This is a genomic window from Acidimicrobiia bacterium (genome assembly GCA_035471805.1).
Taxonomy (GTDB): domain Bacteria; phylum Actinomycetota; class Acidimicrobiia; order Spongiisociales; family JAHEDJ01; genus JAHEDJ01.
Map to the genome: position 1 here is coordinate 46,441 of DATIPS010000058.1, position 16,016 is coordinate 62,456.

At 63.8% G+C, this 16,016-nt stretch carries 12 protein-coding genes; 4 read left to right on the forward strand and 8 right to left on the reverse strand.

Annotated elements, in window-relative coordinates:
- Positions 1-114 precede the first annotated feature (114 nt).
- From VLT15_12310 to VLT15_12335, 6 genes are all read right to left on the reverse strand, one after another.
- Complete coding sequence (locus tag VLT15_12310; GenBank protein ID HSR45992.1) at positions 115-1,047, reverse strand: LLM class flavin-dependent oxidoreductase; 933 nt, start codon at positions 1,045-1,047, stop codon at positions 115-117.
- Between the two features lie 37 nt (positions 1,048-1,084).
- Positions 1,085-1,924: a hypothetical protein gene (locus tag VLT15_12315; protein HSR45993.1), complete on the reverse strand. Its 840-nt coding sequence runs from the start codon at positions 1,922-1,924 to the stop codon at positions 1,085-1,087.
- Positions 1,925-2,046: 122 nt separating this feature from the next.
- On the reverse strand, positions 2,047-4,830 hold the full coding sequence (locus VLT15_12320; protein ID HSR45994.1) for a molybdopterin-dependent oxidoreductase: 2,784 nt from the start codon (positions 4,828-4,830) through the stop codon (positions 2,047-2,049).
- Between the two features lie 12 nt (positions 4,831-4,842).
- Positions 4,843-6,411 carry an NrfD/PsrC family molybdoenzyme membrane anchor subunit gene (gene nrfD / locus VLT15_12325; GenBank protein HSR45995.1) on the reverse strand — a complete coding sequence of 523 codons (1,569 nt, stop codon included), beginning with the start codon at positions 6,409-6,411 and terminating at the stop codon, positions 4,843-4,845.
- Positions 6,412-6,467: 56 nt separating this feature from the next.
- Complete coding sequence (locus VLT15_12330) at positions 6,468-6,692, reverse strand: sulfurtransferase TusA family protein (protein ID HSR45996.1); 225 nt, start codon at positions 6,690-6,692, stop codon at positions 6,468-6,470.
- Positions 6,693-6,704: 12 nt separating this feature from the next.
- Positions 6,705-7,232 carry a DsrE/DsrF/DrsH-like family protein gene (locus VLT15_12335; protein ID HSR45997.1) on the reverse strand — a complete coding sequence of 176 codons (528 nt, stop codon included), beginning with the start codon at positions 7,230-7,232 and terminating at the stop codon, positions 6,705-6,707.
- A 143-nt stretch (positions 7,233-7,375) separates the two neighbouring features.
- On the opposite strand from VLT15_12335, the gene VLT15_12340 reads away from it, so the two are divergent.
- The 4 genes from VLT15_12340 (at position 7,376) to VLT15_12355 (ending at position 10,871) form a co-directional block, all read left to right on the forward strand.
- Positions 7,376-7,705: a metalloregulator ArsR/SmtB family transcription factor gene (locus VLT15_12340; protein ID HSR45998.1), complete on the forward strand. Its 330-nt coding sequence runs from the start codon at positions 7,376-7,378 to the stop codon at positions 7,703-7,705.
- Between the two features lie 117 nt (positions 7,706-7,822).
- Positions 7,823-8,950, forward strand: a complete 1,128-nt coding sequence (locus tag VLT15_12345) for an MBL fold metallo-hydrolase (GenBank protein HSR45999.1) — start codon at positions 7,823-7,825, stop codon at positions 8,948-8,950.
- Between the two features lie 38 nt (positions 8,951-8,988).
- Entirely contained in the window at positions 8,989-9,336 is a 348-nt protein-coding gene (locus VLT15_12350; GenBank protein HSR46000.1) for a DUF202 domain-containing protein, read from the forward strand.
- A gap of 8 nt (positions 9,337-9,344) precedes the next feature.
- Complete coding sequence (locus tag VLT15_12355) at positions 9,345-10,871, forward strand: SulP family inorganic anion transporter (protein ID HSR46001.1); 1,527 nt, start codon at positions 9,345-9,347, stop codon at positions 10,869-10,871.
- 250 nt (positions 10,872-11,121) lie between these two features.
- Here VLT15_12355 and VLT15_12360 read toward each other — a convergent pair whose 3' ends face one another.
- Together VLT15_12360 and VLT15_12365 are read right to left on the reverse strand one after the other, a co-directional pair.
- Complete coding sequence (locus tag VLT15_12360; GenBank protein HSR46002.1) at positions 11,122-12,057, reverse strand: oxygenase MpaB family protein; 936 nt, start codon at positions 12,055-12,057, stop codon at positions 11,122-11,124.
- A gap of 336 nt (positions 12,058-12,393) precedes the next feature.
- Positions 12,394-15,984, reverse strand: coding sequence for a response regulator (locus VLT15_12365; GenBank protein ID HSR46003.1), 3,591 nt, complete (start codon positions 15,982-15,984; stop codon positions 12,394-12,396).
- Between the last annotated feature and the right edge of the window lie 32 nt (positions 15,985-16,016).

The following is a 16,016-nucleotide window of genomic DNA, read 5'->3' on the forward strand; positions in this document are numbered from 1 at the left end:
GAGATGTCTTAGGGTCTTTCGGCCCATTCACGTACGGCGGTCAGAAGGCTCCGAGTAGCGCGCAGGGCTTCGACCGGCGCGCAGGCCGAACTGACGGCATGCCGCCTCCCGCCCCTACCGTCTGCAGAGCTCGGCGAGGGCGCGTTCGAGATGCCAATCGACGCCGGCCGCGAGCTGCAGGTAGGTGCGCCGGATACCGGAGTGCTCCATTCTCTCGATCCACTCGCGATGCTGGTCCCAGGATCCGACCTGTATGCCGTCCGTTTGGCGATAGCGGGCGAGCAACTCTTCGGGATCGGCTTTGGTTCGCCGTGCCAGCCCGGCCGCCGCTTCGAGGAGTTCGGCATCGGAGTCCCCGCCCAGCATCGGCATGCAGGTCGAGATGAGGATCGCATCCGGATCACGGCCGGCCTCTTCGGCGGCCCGCCGCATCACCTCGATCCGCTCTGCGATGCCTTTCGGTTCGTGGTGGTACAGGTTGAACTCATCGGCGTACATACCTGCGAGAGTCGGAGTCTTCGCCGCGCCGGAGCCACCTATCAGGAGTCGCCTGCCTTCTCTGCGGGCCTTCGGATGTGAGTCGAATCCGGTGAAGCGGAAGAACTCGCCTTCGTGTCCACCCTGGGGGTTGTCGAAGTATTTGTGAACGTAGGCGAACGCGTCGGCGAGTTGGGCGAACCGAACCTTGCGATCCGGGTAGTCGAGGCCGTGGTAGTGGTGCTCGTCGTCGTGCCATCCGGCACCGAGTCCGAGGGTGAATCTGCCCCCGGAGATCTCGTCGATTGTGATCGCCCCTTTGGCGTAGACCGCCGGATGACGAAAGGTGATCGGGCTGACCAGCATCACCAGTTCGAGGTCCCGGGTGTCGCGCGCCAGGGCGGCCGCCTGAAACAGCGAGTCGTAGGCCGGGTTGCGGTAGTCCTGAGGTTTCGATCCGTACAGGTAATGATCGGCGAGGGCCAGGGCGACGGCTTTGGACTCTTCTGTGATGCGGGCGATGTTGGCTACGTGGGCGTAGTCGCCGACGACTTGAACTGCAATATCCATGGGAGCACGGTATCAGGCCGGGGGCGCAGGCCTCCCTCTACCACGTATCTTCATCCGAGATGTCGCGATAGGGACGCCAGCGGCTCAGTTTGGCTGCGGTCCGGCGAGCTCGGTTGGCGAGATCTCGCCAGAGCTGGGCACTTCCCTGTCTCGAAAGCGCCAGCTCGTCCCACCGCTGAGCGGAGGCACTGAAGGTGGCGTGGAGAGCCGGGAGAGCCCCCGGATATGCATCCCATCCCTCGGGGAGCCGGCGACCCTCGACCGGTTGGTCGAAGAGGTCGGTCAGGTACCCGTTCAAGAGCACGGTTCCCCCCCACACCGAGAGCATCATCGTTTCGAATGGGGCGTCGTCGAGTGGTCCGTATCCATCGAATCCGGGAACCACCAGGCCTTCGGTGCCGGAGAGGGCCGGGGCCGGACGGTGCAGGTCACCGAGGTCCAGCAGGATCCGCTTCGCCTCGTTGGCGGTGTCGGTCGATGCCGGGTAGTGCCTGCCGACGGCGTCCAACCAGGGGATTGCCCAATGAAGGATCCGGTCGCCCAGGAGGAATCGCCTGTCTTCGTGCGCCCGGGTCGCGATGTGTCCCCGGTCGCCGGCCCATGCCTCGCCCTCCGCGCGGGCCAGCGCTGCTCCGAAACGTGCAAGATCGGAGAGATCGCCACCTTTGATGTCGTAGTTCCAGGTCCTGGCGCGTCTCGACAGGTCTTCAGCCGGGTTGAACAAGCGGACTACCGCAGCTTCCGTAGGTGGAACGTCGATCAGGGCGGGCTTCTGCCGCCCGGTGTGCCAGGCACGGGCGACGCTCATCCATTGGGCGGCTTCGGCATTGGAGCGCGCCGCCGCATCCAGAGAAGAAGATGTCGGTGAGGTGGTCATCCGTCCCTACGGTAACCCGGATTGTTCACTGTGCGTGGCATCTCATCGGTGCACGTGCAGTGGCCGAGGTGTTACCCCCGCCAGTGCGCCGATGTCGATTGCCGGCTCTGGTTGATGTCCCGTCAATGGGCCCTGTAAGCCTCCGGGCTTGGCTTCACCGGGCGATCCAGCCAGAGCGGTCGGCGGGTTCCATCGGGCCCCGGGCCCGGCTTCGTCTGCGCCAACCATTCCCTGTAGACCTCGAAACTCTTGGAAGTGTCCACAACCACGTCACCGTACTGATCGCCCGGCTCGGCCTTCGTGATCCGCACCCGCTGGTGCCAGGCGTGCATGCCGGACACGGGATCGGGATGCGTCGGGAAGGTGAGATTCTGGTGAACGCCCGCATCCTTCCACCAGATGCGCTCCGAGTCGGGATCGTCCGATTTGAAAGGTTCGATTCCTTTCTTCTGACGCATCATCCACGTGCTCGAACCGGTCTTCGTGATGTCCACCAGCGCCGATGACCACCGCTCGTTTCCGAAATCGTCCGAAAGGCGCCAACGACCGAGGTGGTGGCTCGCAGCCACGACGCCCGGGCGTATGCCTTCCGTCCGCCAGGCACGAATCACGAAGTGGCCGTTGTCGGTGTTGACCCGCACCAGGTCACCGGTGTCAAGATCGAGCGCGTCGGCATCGACCGGGTTTATCCATAGAGGGTGGCCGTGGCTGATCTCATACAGGTACTTGGCGTTTCCGGATCTCGTGTGAATGAGCGTCGGCAAGCGAAAGATCGGCAGAAGGATCCTCTCGTTGCCGGCCATGTCCATTTCTCTCCAGTAGACGTGCGTCTTGAGATACGAGGGGATCGCCTGGTCTGGCCAGCCCCATTCGTGCATCGTCTTCGACCACCACTCCAGTTTCTTGGACGGCGATTTGAATCCGGTGACTACATCCGAGTGGACCCGCACGCCCACCGGCTGGCCCTGTCTCCGGGCAATGCCGTTCATGCCGACGTCGTCGTAGGCGACCGGTCGCTCGTGGACCTCATAGATGTCCTTCTCCACCTCGACCGCGCCGTACTTGCGCATGAACTCGAGCGGTGTGATCCCTTCAGCGGCCGCCTTGTCGGGGAGGCCGGGCACGGAGTTGTCGAACATCCACCCGTAGTATTCGTCGACCGAGATGGGCCGGTTCGGGTCGTTGGGCGACTGGAACCATTGCTTGATGCTCAGTTCGCCGTCCGGGTCGATCCGCCACGACAAGTCGATCCAGAACTCGGTCTCTTCCCAAACCTCACCCGGATTGGCCTCGTACGTGCGCTCGTATACCTTGCCGTCTCGTTCGCCGGCCACGCGCAGGACGGGTTGGCGGAAACCAAGCCACTGCCCGGCATGGGTTTCGTAGGAGTGCGTGTCGTGTCTCTCGGCACTCACACCCATCGGCAGGACGTAATCGGCGTACCAGGCCGTCTCCGACCAGGTGGGGGTGAGGGCGACGTGGAGGCCCACCATGTCCTCGTCTGTCAGCACTTCTATCCAGCTGAACCCATCGGGGTTGGTCCAAACGGGGTTGTATACGCGGGTGAAGTAGGTGTCGAGTTTCCCCCGACCTTCCTTGAGGAAGTAGGGGAGCAATATGCTCATCTCGTGGTGAGCCAGCGGATACTCGGGCGGCCACAGGAGCTCATTCCACCGGTTGTGGGTGGGCGGCATGTTCCAGTGGGTCGGCTTGAACTTGTCCCAGGCGCTCGGCGAGGTGCCCCCCTTGGTGCCGACCGAGCCCGTGAGGACGTGCAGGAACCACAGGGTCCGGGAGACTTGCCAACCACCCAGATTGCCCGATCCTGCCGAACGCCAGGTGTGACTGGCGAACCGGTGTCCGGCCTCGGCGATCCCCCTGGCGACCTCCACGAGACGGTCGGCATCGACACCCGACTCCTCGGCGGCCCACTCAGGGGTGTAGGAGGCGTAGGTCTCCTTCAGCACTGCGATGAACTCGCTGAACGTGCAGGGTCGATCGGGGTAGACCTCGGTGAGGGTCTGCTCCCAGTTGACCCAACGCTCCACGAAGGAGCGATCGATGGCGTCCCATTCGAGGAGCAGCCGGGCGATGGCGAGCAACATTGCTGCCTCGGTTCCCGGATAGGGCGATAGCCAGATGTCCGACATGGAGGCGGTGTTTGACAGCCGCGGGTCGATGGTGGCGAGTTTCGCACCCGCCTGCTTGCCCTCCATGATCCGTTGTGCGTGAGGGTTGAAATAGTGGCCGGTTTCCAGGTGAGAGGACAACAGCAGAATGAATCGGGCGTTGGCGAAGTCGGCGGAAGGGCGGTCGTGTCCCATCCACATGGCGTAACCAACCCGGGCACCGGACGAGCAGATATTGGTGTGCGAGTTGTGGCCGTCGACCCCCCAGGCCTTCAGAGTGCGATCCATGAAGCCGTCCTCGCCGGGACGGCCGACGTGATACATGATCTCGTCGTTGCGATCCTCCTGGAGCGCCTTGCGCATCCGGCCCGCGATGTCGTCGAGTGCTTCGTCCCAGGAGACCCGCTCCCACTCGCCCGAACCGCGCGGACCCTTGCGCCGCATCGGGTACAAGATGCGTTCGGGGTCGTAGACCTGGTTGATCGTTGCCGGGCCCTTGGCGCAGTTGCGTCCGCGTGATCCCGGGTGTTCGGGGTTCCCTTCGAAGCGGCGAATCTCCCCCGTGTCCTTGTCGATCACGGCAAGTAGACCGCAGGCGGATTCGCAGTTGAAACAGGTGGTCGGCACCATACGCACGTTGTGCTTGACCTTCTCCGGCCAGGCCTGTGCGTCGTACTCCTCCCAATCGTCCCACCGGTCGGGTGGCGGGAAACTGGTGAGTTCGGTTCCCGGCAGCAATCGGGGAATCTCGAGGTCCGGCTCTCGGTGTGCGGTCATGCGATCCCTTTCCTACGAGAGCGGAACACTCTGCCCGGCTTTCACGAATGCGTCGTCGGCGAACCAGATCCCCGCCGACGCGGCTAATCCTCCAACGGCTCCTATCCATGTGGCTCCTCCGGCGAGCATGATGGAGCCGAGAGCTATCGGAACGACCACGCCGATCAGCTGTCCACCGATCCACCATTCCCTGGCGAAGTGGCCGCGGGTCATGTGGTGCATGGCCGCCTCGATGTTCCTGGTCGGGTGAGGTGTAGTCAGTTCGGCCAGTGCAATCAATCCGAGAACCGAGCAACCGATCACGAGCGTCCATCCGAATGCTCGCTCGGCCGTTTCCCCGACATCGAAGAACAGCGAGGCGATCAAGGCCACGCCGCCGCCTGCCGCGAAAGCTCCCGCAATCATGTGGTAGAGCAGCACCGGACTCTGCCACAGGTCACGTGCTTCGGCCTGGCCGAACAGGAAGGCGGTGTATCCGGCGGTGGCGATGCCCAGCGGCAGTCCGATCCATGCCATGATCTCGACCAGGCCGTCCAACTCGAACAATCCCGCCAGGAACCACACGGCCAGGACGGCCGCATAGGCGCTCAGAATGTAGGCGCCCCGCACCAGCCACGATCCCGGGTTGCCTTTGATGATCAGGTAGTGGAATCGATCGGGGCGTTTGAGGTCCCAGATCAGCAGCACGCCGGTCAGCGCCAGAAACAATCCGGCGACCAGCGGTGTCGTCCAACGCATCCAGTTGCTTGTGAGTGAGGCGCCGAACAGCATTGCCATCGCAACGGCGATCGCCAGCCCGGCCGCGATACCTTTCGTGAGGAAGTAGGCGGACACGCGCCATCCCCACGGTGCCGGGTGATCGGTGTTGTATACGACGCGCGGTGGAGCGGCAGCATGATCCGAGGCCGCCGAAGGAGTCTGCCGGCGGCCGTTGGAGCCGGGGGTCAGGTCGACTGCCATGAAAGACCCTTCCGATGCTGGTTCGCGCCAAATGCCGCCATCGTGGAGGCTCGTCGCCGCCAGGGGATCGATGCTGGCGCCGTCTGCCCCCAGGTAGAAGAGGTTGGGGCCGGTTCCCTGTTCGGGAGCGCGGACGGTGGTGACCCGCGTCCGCACCAACCCGGCGATCTCAGTTGTGGGATCGTCCAGGTCGCCGGCGACGATGGCGTGTTCGGGACAGACGACGACGCAAGCCGGCTCGAGGCCCACCTCGACGCGGTGGACGCAGTAGTTGCACTTCTGAGCGGTGTGCTCGTTGGGGTCGATGTAGAGCGAGTCGTACGGGCAAGCCTGCATGCACGATTTGCACCCGATGCAGCGGCTGGTATCGAAGTCGACGATGCCGTCGGAGCGCTTGTTGAGCGCAGTGGTCGGGCAGATCGCCACGCACGGTGCGTCGGTGCAATGGTTGCACCGCATTACCGAGAAGAAACGCTTGGTTTCCGGCCAGGCGCCTTTCTCTACGTACTTGACCCATGTGCGGTTGACCCCCAGCGGAACCCCGTGCTCGGTCTTACAGGCGACCGTGCATGCGTGGCAGCCAATGCATTTCGTCTGGTCGATGACAAATCCGTACCTCAGCTTGCCCTCCCAGGTTCGCTACAGAGCCCAATTCCCACCCGAGGTCTCGTCGGTTCCTACGCTTTCTCGACCACGAAGTGATACTCGCTGTCCTGTTCGAACTGTTCCTTCAACGGGTTGCCCGTGTCCTTCGACCAGGCCGGGATGTCGCTGAGGGCGCCGCGGTCGGTTGCGACGAGTTCGATTGTCTGGCCGGCGGCGGCACCGCTGACGGCCTGACTGAGTTTGAGAACGGGCATCGGGCATTGAAGATTGCGAGCGTCGACGATGATGTCGGCCATGTGCTCTCCTTTCTAGATGAACAAGCTGATCGAAGCCTCTTTCATGAGGCTAATTGCGGAACCCGCCCCGACGGGTGCGGAGAGGCCGTCGATGAGATGCTCATCCTTGAGGCCCATCAAATCCATCGTCATCTGGCACGGCCAGAGGTTCACTCCGAGGCTGATCGCCATTTCGAGCAACTCCTGTACGGAAGCGACGTTGTGGTCTTCCGCCAGGCCGCGCATCATTGCCGGGCCCATGCCGGCGAAATGGAGCTTGGACAATCCGAGTTTGGACGGCGACGCGTTGTGAAACATCGAAAGCATCTTCTGGCGCCAGTCGTCGCCCGTCAGGCCGGCATCCTCCTTCTTGAGGATGCCGAGTCCCCAGAAGGTGAAGAAGACCGTGACATCCATGCCGTAGGCGGCACCGGTGGTGGCCAGGATGAGCACCGGCCAGGCCTTGTCCAGATCGCCCGAAGCGGCGATGATGACCATCTTCTCCTTCTCAGGAGTCGTCTTATCGGCGACAGGTTCGGTCTGATGAGCAGTATCGGTCATCGTCCCTCCTTCTCGTGGGCTCGTCCCCCTGCGCGCATATGCGCCTCGGCGAATCTTGGTACGGCCGCTTGCGGGCGTCAACCGGTTCCCGGGGTTTTCTGAGCGAGCACGATGAGGTCGGACCGGTCGGCTATGTTCTTGAGATGCAATCCGTCGCCGACGAGCTAACCGCGCTGCACGCCAGGGTCTGCAAGGGCATAGCGGACCCCAAGCGCCTCCTCATCCTCAACGCCCTCCGTGGCGGTGAGCGCTCCGTGATGGAGCTGTGCGACGATCTGGGCTTGCCTCAGGCCAATGTATCGCAACATCTCGCGGTGCTTCGGGACCGCGGTCTGGTCTGCACCCGCAGAGATGCTCAACGGGTGTTCTACTCGTTGACTTCGGTCAAGATCGTCGAAGCCATCGATCTCTTGCGCGAGGTGATGGCAGAGCAGGCAGGCTCGGGTAGCGAGTCGCGCGCAGCCGGCCGGTAGCCGGAGTCCCGGCCTCCAGACGCTCAAGAACCCCTTGCCGCGCGTCTTGCCCTCCCATAAGATACATGCGCCGATATGCATGTCAGGCACCGAGATTGCCTGTGAGGAGGGAGACCAATGCCCGGCTCGATTACCACCGACGATCTTGCCGCGCGGATCGAGGATCCCGAGAACGCCCCCTACATCCTCGACTTGCGTGCCGGGGACCAGTTCGAACGCTGGCGCATCGAGGGCAAACTGGCGCTCGACACGGTGAATGTGCCTTACTGGACGGCGCTTGGAGACATCGAAGGCATCGCCGCCACGCTTCCCGACGATCGCGACGTGATAGCTATCTGCGCGCACGGAGGATCCTCGGGCATGGTGGTTGAGATGATGGACAAGCCGAACGTCAAGAACCTCGATGGTGGCATGGACCTGTGGGCTAACACGCTCATACCGCGAGTCCTTTTCGACGACGGCACTCACTTCGTGATCCAGCTGGATCGAATGGCAAAGGCGTGCCTGTCCTATGCCGTCGGTGCGCGCGGTCACAACATGGCCGTCATTGATCCGGCCGCCGACATCGACCGCTACCTGGCGCTGGCCGAGAGCTACGGGTCGAAACTGTCCGACATCTTCGATACCCATCTCCACGCCGACCACATATCGATCGGCGCTGCGATGGCCGAGCGCACCGGCGGCACCTACCGGATCGCGCCGGGCGATGCGGAGGACGCGGTCTTCGAGTACTCGCCTCTGGAGGACGGCCAGGTGTTCACGTTCGGCGAGCTTGAGATGATCGTACGGTCGGTGGCGACGCCCGGGCATACTCCCGGATCGACATCACTCGAAGTGCACGGACGATTCCTGATGACGGGTGATGCCGTGTTCGTGACCGGCGTTGGACGGCCGGATCTCGGCGGCGAGACCGAGCCCTGGGCCAGGGACCTGTTCAACACGATTCATGTCAAGTTGTCGCCGCTCGATCCGAACCTCGAGGTCTGCCCCGCGCACTACACGAGCCGCGCCGAATCGCGTGACGACGGGACCTTGCGCCGCAATCTCGGGGATCTGCTCGAGAATGATCCGGTGGTCTCGATTGCGGACGAGTCGGAGTTCGTTGATTTCGTGGTGTCCCACCTCGGCGAGCCCCCGGCGATCTACAACGATATCCGAAAGGTGAACCTGGGCTTGCTCAGGCCCGACGCAGAGAAGGCGAAGGAACTCGAAGTCGGCCGCAATGAGTGCGCCCTTTCCAAGTGACGGGTGGCCGGCTCCGGAACCCGGGTAACCTCTCTGTCGTGAGCATTCCCCGGAGCCCGATTCTTCCGAACAACGGAAGCCGTGCGCGCGACCATCTCGCCAACGAGCGGACCTACCTCGCCTGGGTGAGGACTGCGCTCGGCATCATCGGTCTGGGTGTCCTCGTGGAGAAGCTCATTGAGTTGCAGGGCGTGGCGGCGGAAATCGCCGGGTTGAGCATGGTGGCCATGGGGGCTGCGGCGCTCGTTTACGCAACATTTCGCTACGAGCGAGTGCGGAGGCAGCTCGAAGAAGGGATGTTCCAGACCGCATCCACCGGCCCGATCGTGATCACTGCGCTGGGGCTGATCATGACGGTCGTCGCCGTCGTTTTCGTCCTGCTGTAGGCGGAGACTTGACGCCGCCGACAGGAAAGAGAGGCCGCCCGCGAACGGGGGACGTCATCGCCGGGCTGAGTGTTGCCCTCATCCTCGTCCCGCAATCGCTGGCCTACGCCGAACTGGCCGGTTTGCCGCCCTTCGTTGGCCTGTACGCGGCTGCGCTGCCGCCCCTTGCCGCCGCCTTCCTCGCTTCATCCCCGTATCTCCAGACAGGGCCGGTGGCGATGACGGCCTTGCTGACCTTCGGAGCTCTGAGAGGGATAGGGGCCGAGCCGGGCACCGCCGAGTACGTGGCGCTGGCCGCCTTGCTGGCGCTCATCGTTGGGGCGGTGCGGACCTTGATCGGGGTCGCCCGCGGCGGGTTTCTCGCCTACTTCATGTCGCAGCCCGTACTGATCGGGTTCACCTCTGCCGCGGCAATCCTCATTCTCTCCTCACAGTTCCCCACCGCGGTCGGCGTGTCGGCCCCGGCCTCCAGAATCCTCGGAAAGCTCTGGTGGACACTGACCCACTTCTCAGAATGGGATCCGGCGGCCGTCGTAATATCGCTGACGACCATCGGGCTGGTTGTAGGGGGGCGGAGGCTGCATCGGCTTTTCCCCGGCGTGTTGGTGGCAGTCATCGCAGGGATCCTCTACAGCACGATGTCCGGCTACGAAGGATTCATCGTCGGAGACGTTCCGGCCGGCCTACCGCCCTTTTCGCTCGACCTGCCGTGGCATTCATTGCCGTCGCTGCTCGTCAGCGGTGTGGTCATTGCACTCGTCGGGTTTGCCGAAGCGGCCGCCATCTCGCGCACGTTCGCCGCCCAGGATCGTCAGACCTGGAACCCGAGCAAGGAGTTCGTGAGCCAGGGCATCGCCAATCTCGCCTCCGGCATCTCGGGCGGCTTTCCGGTGGGCGGGTCGTTCTCCCGCTCGTCCGTGAATCGTCTGGCCGGTGGCAAGACCCGTTGGTCCGGTGCCGTCACCGGGATTGCGGTGCTGGCCTTCCTCCCGGTCGCCGGCGTGCTTTCTCCGCTACCCCAGGCAGTTCTCGCAGCCATCGTGATTTCTGCAGTCGCCCGCCTCATCCGGATCTCGCCTTTGTGGTCGATGTGGAGCTATTCGAAACCCCAGACCACGGTGCTGTGGACGACTTTCCTCCTGACTCTGATTCTCAGCCCTCGCATCGAGATCGCCGTGATTGTCGGGATCGGGCTCGGAATCCTCATTCACCTGTGGCGCGAGATCAAAATCGGCGTGCAAGCGAGCTACGACGGCGGGACGTTGCATCTGACACCGACCGGAGTCTTGTACTTCGGCTCTGCGCCGCAGCTGAATGAAGCGCTGCTGGCGTTGTTGACGAGCCATCCTGAGGCCAGAGCCATGGTATTCGATCTCGGCAATCTGGGTCGGATCGACTACACCGGCGCGCTCGTCCTCAAGAGCGTGGCGGACGAGGCAGTGGCTGCAGGACTCGAGATCTCATTCGAGAATGTTCCGCCGCAAACGAGGCGGATACTGGGCCGCGTGCTCGAGCAGAAGCTGCCGATTCCCTAGCCGGGTCGAAGAACGCGAAATCCAACCCCTCGACAACCCCGGCGAGTTGGTCGTACGATGAGGATCCGATCGGGATACGTAGGCGGCTGACGGGCCGATACAGAAGGGCTCTCACTGCCGGACCACGGCGATGGGTGAGTGGGCACCAGGCGGTGTTCACGAAAGGGAAGCCCCGGGATGTTGCAACATCGCGGGGCTTCTCCGTGTGCGGACTCCCGTCTGTCGGGCGTTCGATCTCCCGCTGGCTGGCTCAACCGGCGGTCGGCGGGCTGATCGGCGGCGGCTGGCGGAAGAGTCCCGCCGGCACGGGCGATTCTGTTCTTATCAGAGCGAGGTTCCAGGAGGGAGAAGAGCCGAGCGCCCACCTGAGCACGCCGACGGTGCGGCGGCCGACCCAAACCGATCCCGGAACCCGCCGGACGCCGAGTATCAGCCGCAACCGGGCCGGGACCGTTGCGACCGCCGCGTTGAAGAGGAGCTTGTAGCCGATTCGTTGTGACCTCGACAGCGGGGGGTCGCGAAGGAATCCGATGACCTCCTGCATGCCGGTGGACGAATCCAGATCCGGATGCTCGGAGACCCATGCCGACAGTGCGGCGGATTCGCCCGGCAGGGGATCAGCACTAAGCATCGATCCGACCATTGTCTGTTCGCTCACGAACAGGTCTGCCTCTTCGGACGTCAACCGGTCGCGTCCGAACACCTGGTAGGCGGTCATGAATGATTCGGTGAGCGCATTGTGTACCCATGCTGCGAACTCGGGGGTGGCGGCCGTGTAACTCCGGCCCCTCGAGGACTTGCCGCGTACCGGGCGGTGCGCCCTTCGCACGACGTCAACGGCCTGCTCCACCTCGGGCATCGCGCCGTAGCAAGTAGCGGTCACATACGCCGACGTTCGGGAGAGTCTTCCGAGAGGATCGGACCGGTAGGCGGAGTGGTCGGCCACCCCCGCCACCACCTCCGGATGCGCCGCCTGGATGAGCAACGCCCGAATCCCGCCGACGAATGCTGCAACGTCGCCGACCACCCGCCATGTCACCGAATCCGGACCGAATAGCCCGGGATCACCTCTGTAGTCCAGTGTCGAAGCCAGCGGGTAGCCGGCGTGGCTGAATGGATCGGTGACACCGGCCGTCAAGCGGCTGCGGATGTATTCAGCCGGTCGGGCAATGGTCGGGAGGGGCATGCCGAAAGTCTTCCACGCTCGCGCCGCAATCGGGAATTCTCGAGCTGTTCCCCGGCCCAATCCATAGCCCCGGCGCCGGAAGCGAAGATCTCGATGGGTCTCTTCGTTTCCGTTGAGGGGATTGGCTTGGCCCTTGTCAGGCTGGTACCCGACCCGACAATGAGAGGTGCTGCGGGCTCTGATGATTCCACCGACGACGCGCCCAACGCCTCGCGGGCCGTCCGATCGGCATACCCGACGGGTCGGTGAGCCGGGTGCGCGGAGCGGTTTGCTCGATCCTGTAGGTCATCTCATGGCCGCCGCCACTCCGGAGCTCACTCGGCGGTGCGCAGTTTCTCAACTCGCATCGATGTTTGATGGTTGTCGGGACGAGGGGGGAAGGTGTGGCCCGGCCGGCCGCTGAGGAATCAGCCCCGCATCGAGAATCAGCTCTTGCAGCTCGGGCTCGAGGCGCGAGATCTCGAGTTCGAGTTCTACCCATGCGCCGCCGGCTCCCTGCCGGTCGCCGGCCCTGGCAACATCGTTCAGATCTCCGGCGGCTGCGGACACTGCGGTGGCCCCCAGCAGGCTGGAGCTGCCCTTCAGGCGGTGGGCAGCCTTGGCGACTGCACTCAAGTCTCCTTGGTCGATCCCGGTCTTGATGGCCCCGACCAGCTCCGGGAGCTCAACCATGAAGAGATCAGCCATTTCCGCGAGAACGTCGAGCATCCCCTCGACTCTGCCGAGGGCGTCCTGGCGGTCGAATACCCTTGGCCGGCCGGCTTGATCGGCGAAGCCGGACCGATCGGTGCGCGTCGGGTTGCCGGGCACCATCTGCTCGAGGGTGGCGAACAGCTCTTCCGCTCGGAAAGGCTTGGAGAGGAAGCCGTCCATACCGGCTTTCAGACATCTGTCTCGATCGGAATCCATCGCGTGAGCGGTGAGAGCGATGATGGGAATGTGGGTCTCGTCGTTCTCGTTGTCGCGAATGACCCGGGCCGCTTCGAGGCCGTCCATCCCCGGCATTTGGATATCCATCAGGACGGCGTCGAAGTTGCCCTCTGCGACCGACCGTACTGCCTCGTAGCCGTTCTCGACTGCGACCGCGACGTGCCCGCGTTTTTCGAGGAGCCTCAACGCAAGTCGCCGATTCGTGGGGCTGTCGTCGGCCACGAGGACCCGCATCCGTGTGCGCCGTTCCCGGATCCAATGGCGGGTAACCAGCTGATCGGGTCGGGACGGTCTGCTGAGAACCCTGACCATCTCGAGGAGCTCGGAGGCGTCATAGGGTCGAGCGAGGTATCCGGCCACACCGATCGATCTGTATTCGGCAGCTTCGCCGCGCCGGCCCGAACTCGGGCAGGCAATGATCGGGATGCCTGAGAACTCTCCGAGTCGCAATACCCGCGACGAAACCTCGAAAGTGGTTCGCTCGGTGTCGACGATGATGACGTTGGGTCGCCTGTTCAGCTGCTCGACCTCGAGCATCACGCTGACCGCAGTGGAGAGATCGGTCGCCCCGACCGACGCGACGTTGCCCTGTCGGAGCATCTCGACGATGTTCCGCTGGGTGGCCGGCGAGTCCGTGATGAGGAGCGTCTGTATCTTCCCGGACGCAACCGGGCCGAGGGATTGGAGAAGAACGGCGGTGTCGTCGGCTACACCCAGAGTCGCTGTGAAGTGAAAGGTGCTGCCGGCTCCGAGGGCGCTCTCGACCCAGATTCTGCCGCCCATCTTCTCGACGAGTTCCGCGGTGATCGTGAGCCCGAGGCCCGTGCCGCCGAAGCGGCGGGTGGTAGATCCGTCGGCCTGGGCAAAGGCTTCGAATATCTGTTCCTGCTTGTCTTCGGGTATCCCGACGCCGGTATCGGCTACCAAGACGTGCAGGTCGATGTCCGTGTCGGTGACTCTTTCCCCCTTGACGCTGACGAGAACACGACCGACATTGGTGAACTTGACCGAGTTACCGACCAGATTGAAGAGAATCTGGCGAAGTCGCCCGGGGTCACCGACGACCGCGTCCGGGAGCTGCGGGTCGAGTTCGTAGTCGAGTGACAGTCCCTTTTCTGCCGCTCTCACTGCGATGGTCCGTATGGTGTCGCCGACCGTCTCGGTGAGACTGAACGGTATCTCCTCCAGCTCGAGCCGCCCTGCTTCGATCTTGGAGATGTCGAGAAGATCGTTGACGAGCGTTAGAAGGCCGTCTACAGACAGTTTCACCGTCCCCAGGTACTCACGCTGCTCGGCCGTGAGATTCGTGGAGAGGGTCAGTTCGGTCATTCCGAGAATGGCGTTCATAGGGGTGCGGATCTCATGACTGACGTTGGCCAGGAACTGCGACTTGGCGTCTGTGGCTCGCTCGGCCGTCTCCTTCGCTTCCCGCAGAGCAGTTTCCGCAGTCCGCCGCTTCTGTTCGGTTCGGATCGCGTCGGCGAGGCCTGCGACCGTGGCTACGAACGGCTCCAGGTCCTCGGCGATTCGCGAGGTGTACCCGCCGGGACGGTTGGCGACGGCGAAGGCACCGGAAACCGATCCGTCCAGCCCGAAAGGTACGACCATTACCGAATCGAGTGCGGAAGCATCGCCTGGGAACAGGGGGAGATCCTCAGCGTTCGGTCTGTCGGCTATCACGACTTCCCGGGTCCCGAGGGCCAGCCCGATCAGTCCTCCCGGCGCAGCCTGTTGGGTCTGCCCGGCCGGGTTCCAGCCTTCGCCCTGGGTGGCCTGGAGTTGCATCTGGCCGGCCTCGTCCATTTCGACGATTACCCCCCATGGGCTGGCGGTCAGGGTGAGCAGGTCGTCGAGGAGTGGCCCGAACTGGTGCAGGCGGTTGCCGTTGTCCTGGATGAACCGTCGCTGGGCTCTCGCCACGTGATCCAGCAGGGCGTTCTTCGCTGCCAGGTCGCGTTGGGCTCTCTTGAGCCGGGACACGTCGACGATCGAAAGCACGACGCGGCTCAGGTCCGGGTTGCCGTTGGTATGGAACGGCACCTCCCAGTGCATCACACAGTCGATGGGGTTCCCCCGGAGGGTTGATCCGGAGAAGTCGATGTAGAAACTCGATCGCTTCTCCCAAATGGCCAGGATCTGTTCGGTGAAGGCCAGATAGGTGCCGGCATCGATGGTTGTCGGGTTGATCGGTCCGATCAGATCGGCGCGACTGCCGGCCTCGACGAGGTCGACCGCCGCGTCGTTGACGTCGGTCACCTTTATGGCGGCGATGGCAGCCTCGAGGACCTCAGGATGGTCCCCGAGATACGAGCGGAGGTCCTCGACACCGTCCCGGCGGAGGCGGTCGAGGATGGCTGCAGTGTCGAGATAGTTCTCCTGCCAGATCGAGGTCGGTGCGCTGTCGAACAGAGAGCGGTAGCTGAGCTCGCTGGTTCTCACCGCGTTGGAGATCCTGTGGAGGGCGCCGGCGATGATCACGAAGACCGCGACCTGGAGAGCCATCGTGAAGAGGTGGGCTTCCCGGTCCCCGGCAAAGATCCCGGCGCCCCGGTCGGCCGCCCACACCAGCTGCAGCGCCCAGATCGTACCCAGGTAGGCGAGGTACCATTTCTGGTGCTTCTTGGGTAGGAACAGCAGTCCAACCGCGCCGATCGCCGCTACTCCAACCAGCAGTGGGCTCCAACGCTCTGCCGGTTGGACCGGCAACTGGAGCGCGGCCAGTGTGGCGACCACCAGAACCAGTTGCGGGGCGTTGATACTGCCGCGGTTGATCTGGAGAAAAGCAAAACCCGCGGTGACGATCGACAGCGCCCCGAGGAAGCCGACACCCGCGTCTCTCGACAGGGTGGCGGCGATGATCAGCGGCACTCCGAGCGCGACTCCACCCCAACTGAGGCCGCGCACCACCGTTCGCTCGATGGCGGATGCCGTGTCGTCGACGGCGTCGCGCGCCGCGGAGATATCTGTCCCGGCGCGTAGTCCCTGTAGCTCGACCATGGCTAGATATTCGGCAGGTCGAGTAGCACCCT

Excerpts from the sequence above, each read along its gene's own strand:
- VLT15_12330 (HSR45996.1), bottom strand. The coding sequence starts at position 6,692 with ATGGCCGACATCATCGTCGACGCTCGCAATCTTCAATGCCCGATGCCC.
- VLT15_12345 (HSR45999.1), top strand. The coding sequence starts at position 7,823 with ATGCCCGGCTCGATTACCACCGACGATCTTGCCGCGCGGATCGAGGAT.
- VLT15_12365 (HSR46003.1), bottom strand. The coding sequence starts at position 15,984 with ATGGTCGAGCTACAGGGACTACGCGCCGGGACAGATATCTCCGCGGCG.
- VLT15_12360 (HSR46002.1), bottom strand. The coding sequence starts at position 12,057 with ATGCCCCTCCCGACCATTGCCCGACCGGCTGAATACATCCGCAGCCGC.
- VLT15_12335 (HSR45997.1), bottom strand. The coding sequence starts at position 7,232 with ATGACCGATACTGCTCATCAGACCGAACCTGTCGCCGATAAGACGACT.
- VLT15_12310 (HSR45992.1), bottom strand. The coding sequence starts at position 1,047 with ATGGATATTGCAGTTCAAGTCGTCGGCGACTACGCCCACGTAGCCAAC.
- VLT15_12340 (HSR45998.1), top strand. The coding sequence starts at position 7,376 with ATGCAATCCGTCGCCGACGAGCTAACCGCGCTGCACGCCAGGGTCTGC.
- VLT15_12320 (HSR45994.1), bottom strand. The coding sequence starts at position 4,830 with ATGACCGCACACCGAGAGCCGGACCTCGAGATTCCCCGATTGCTGCCG.
- VLT15_12315 (HSR45993.1), bottom strand. The coding sequence starts at position 1,924 with ATGACCACCTCACCGACATCTTCTTCTCTGGATGCGGCGGCGCGCTCC.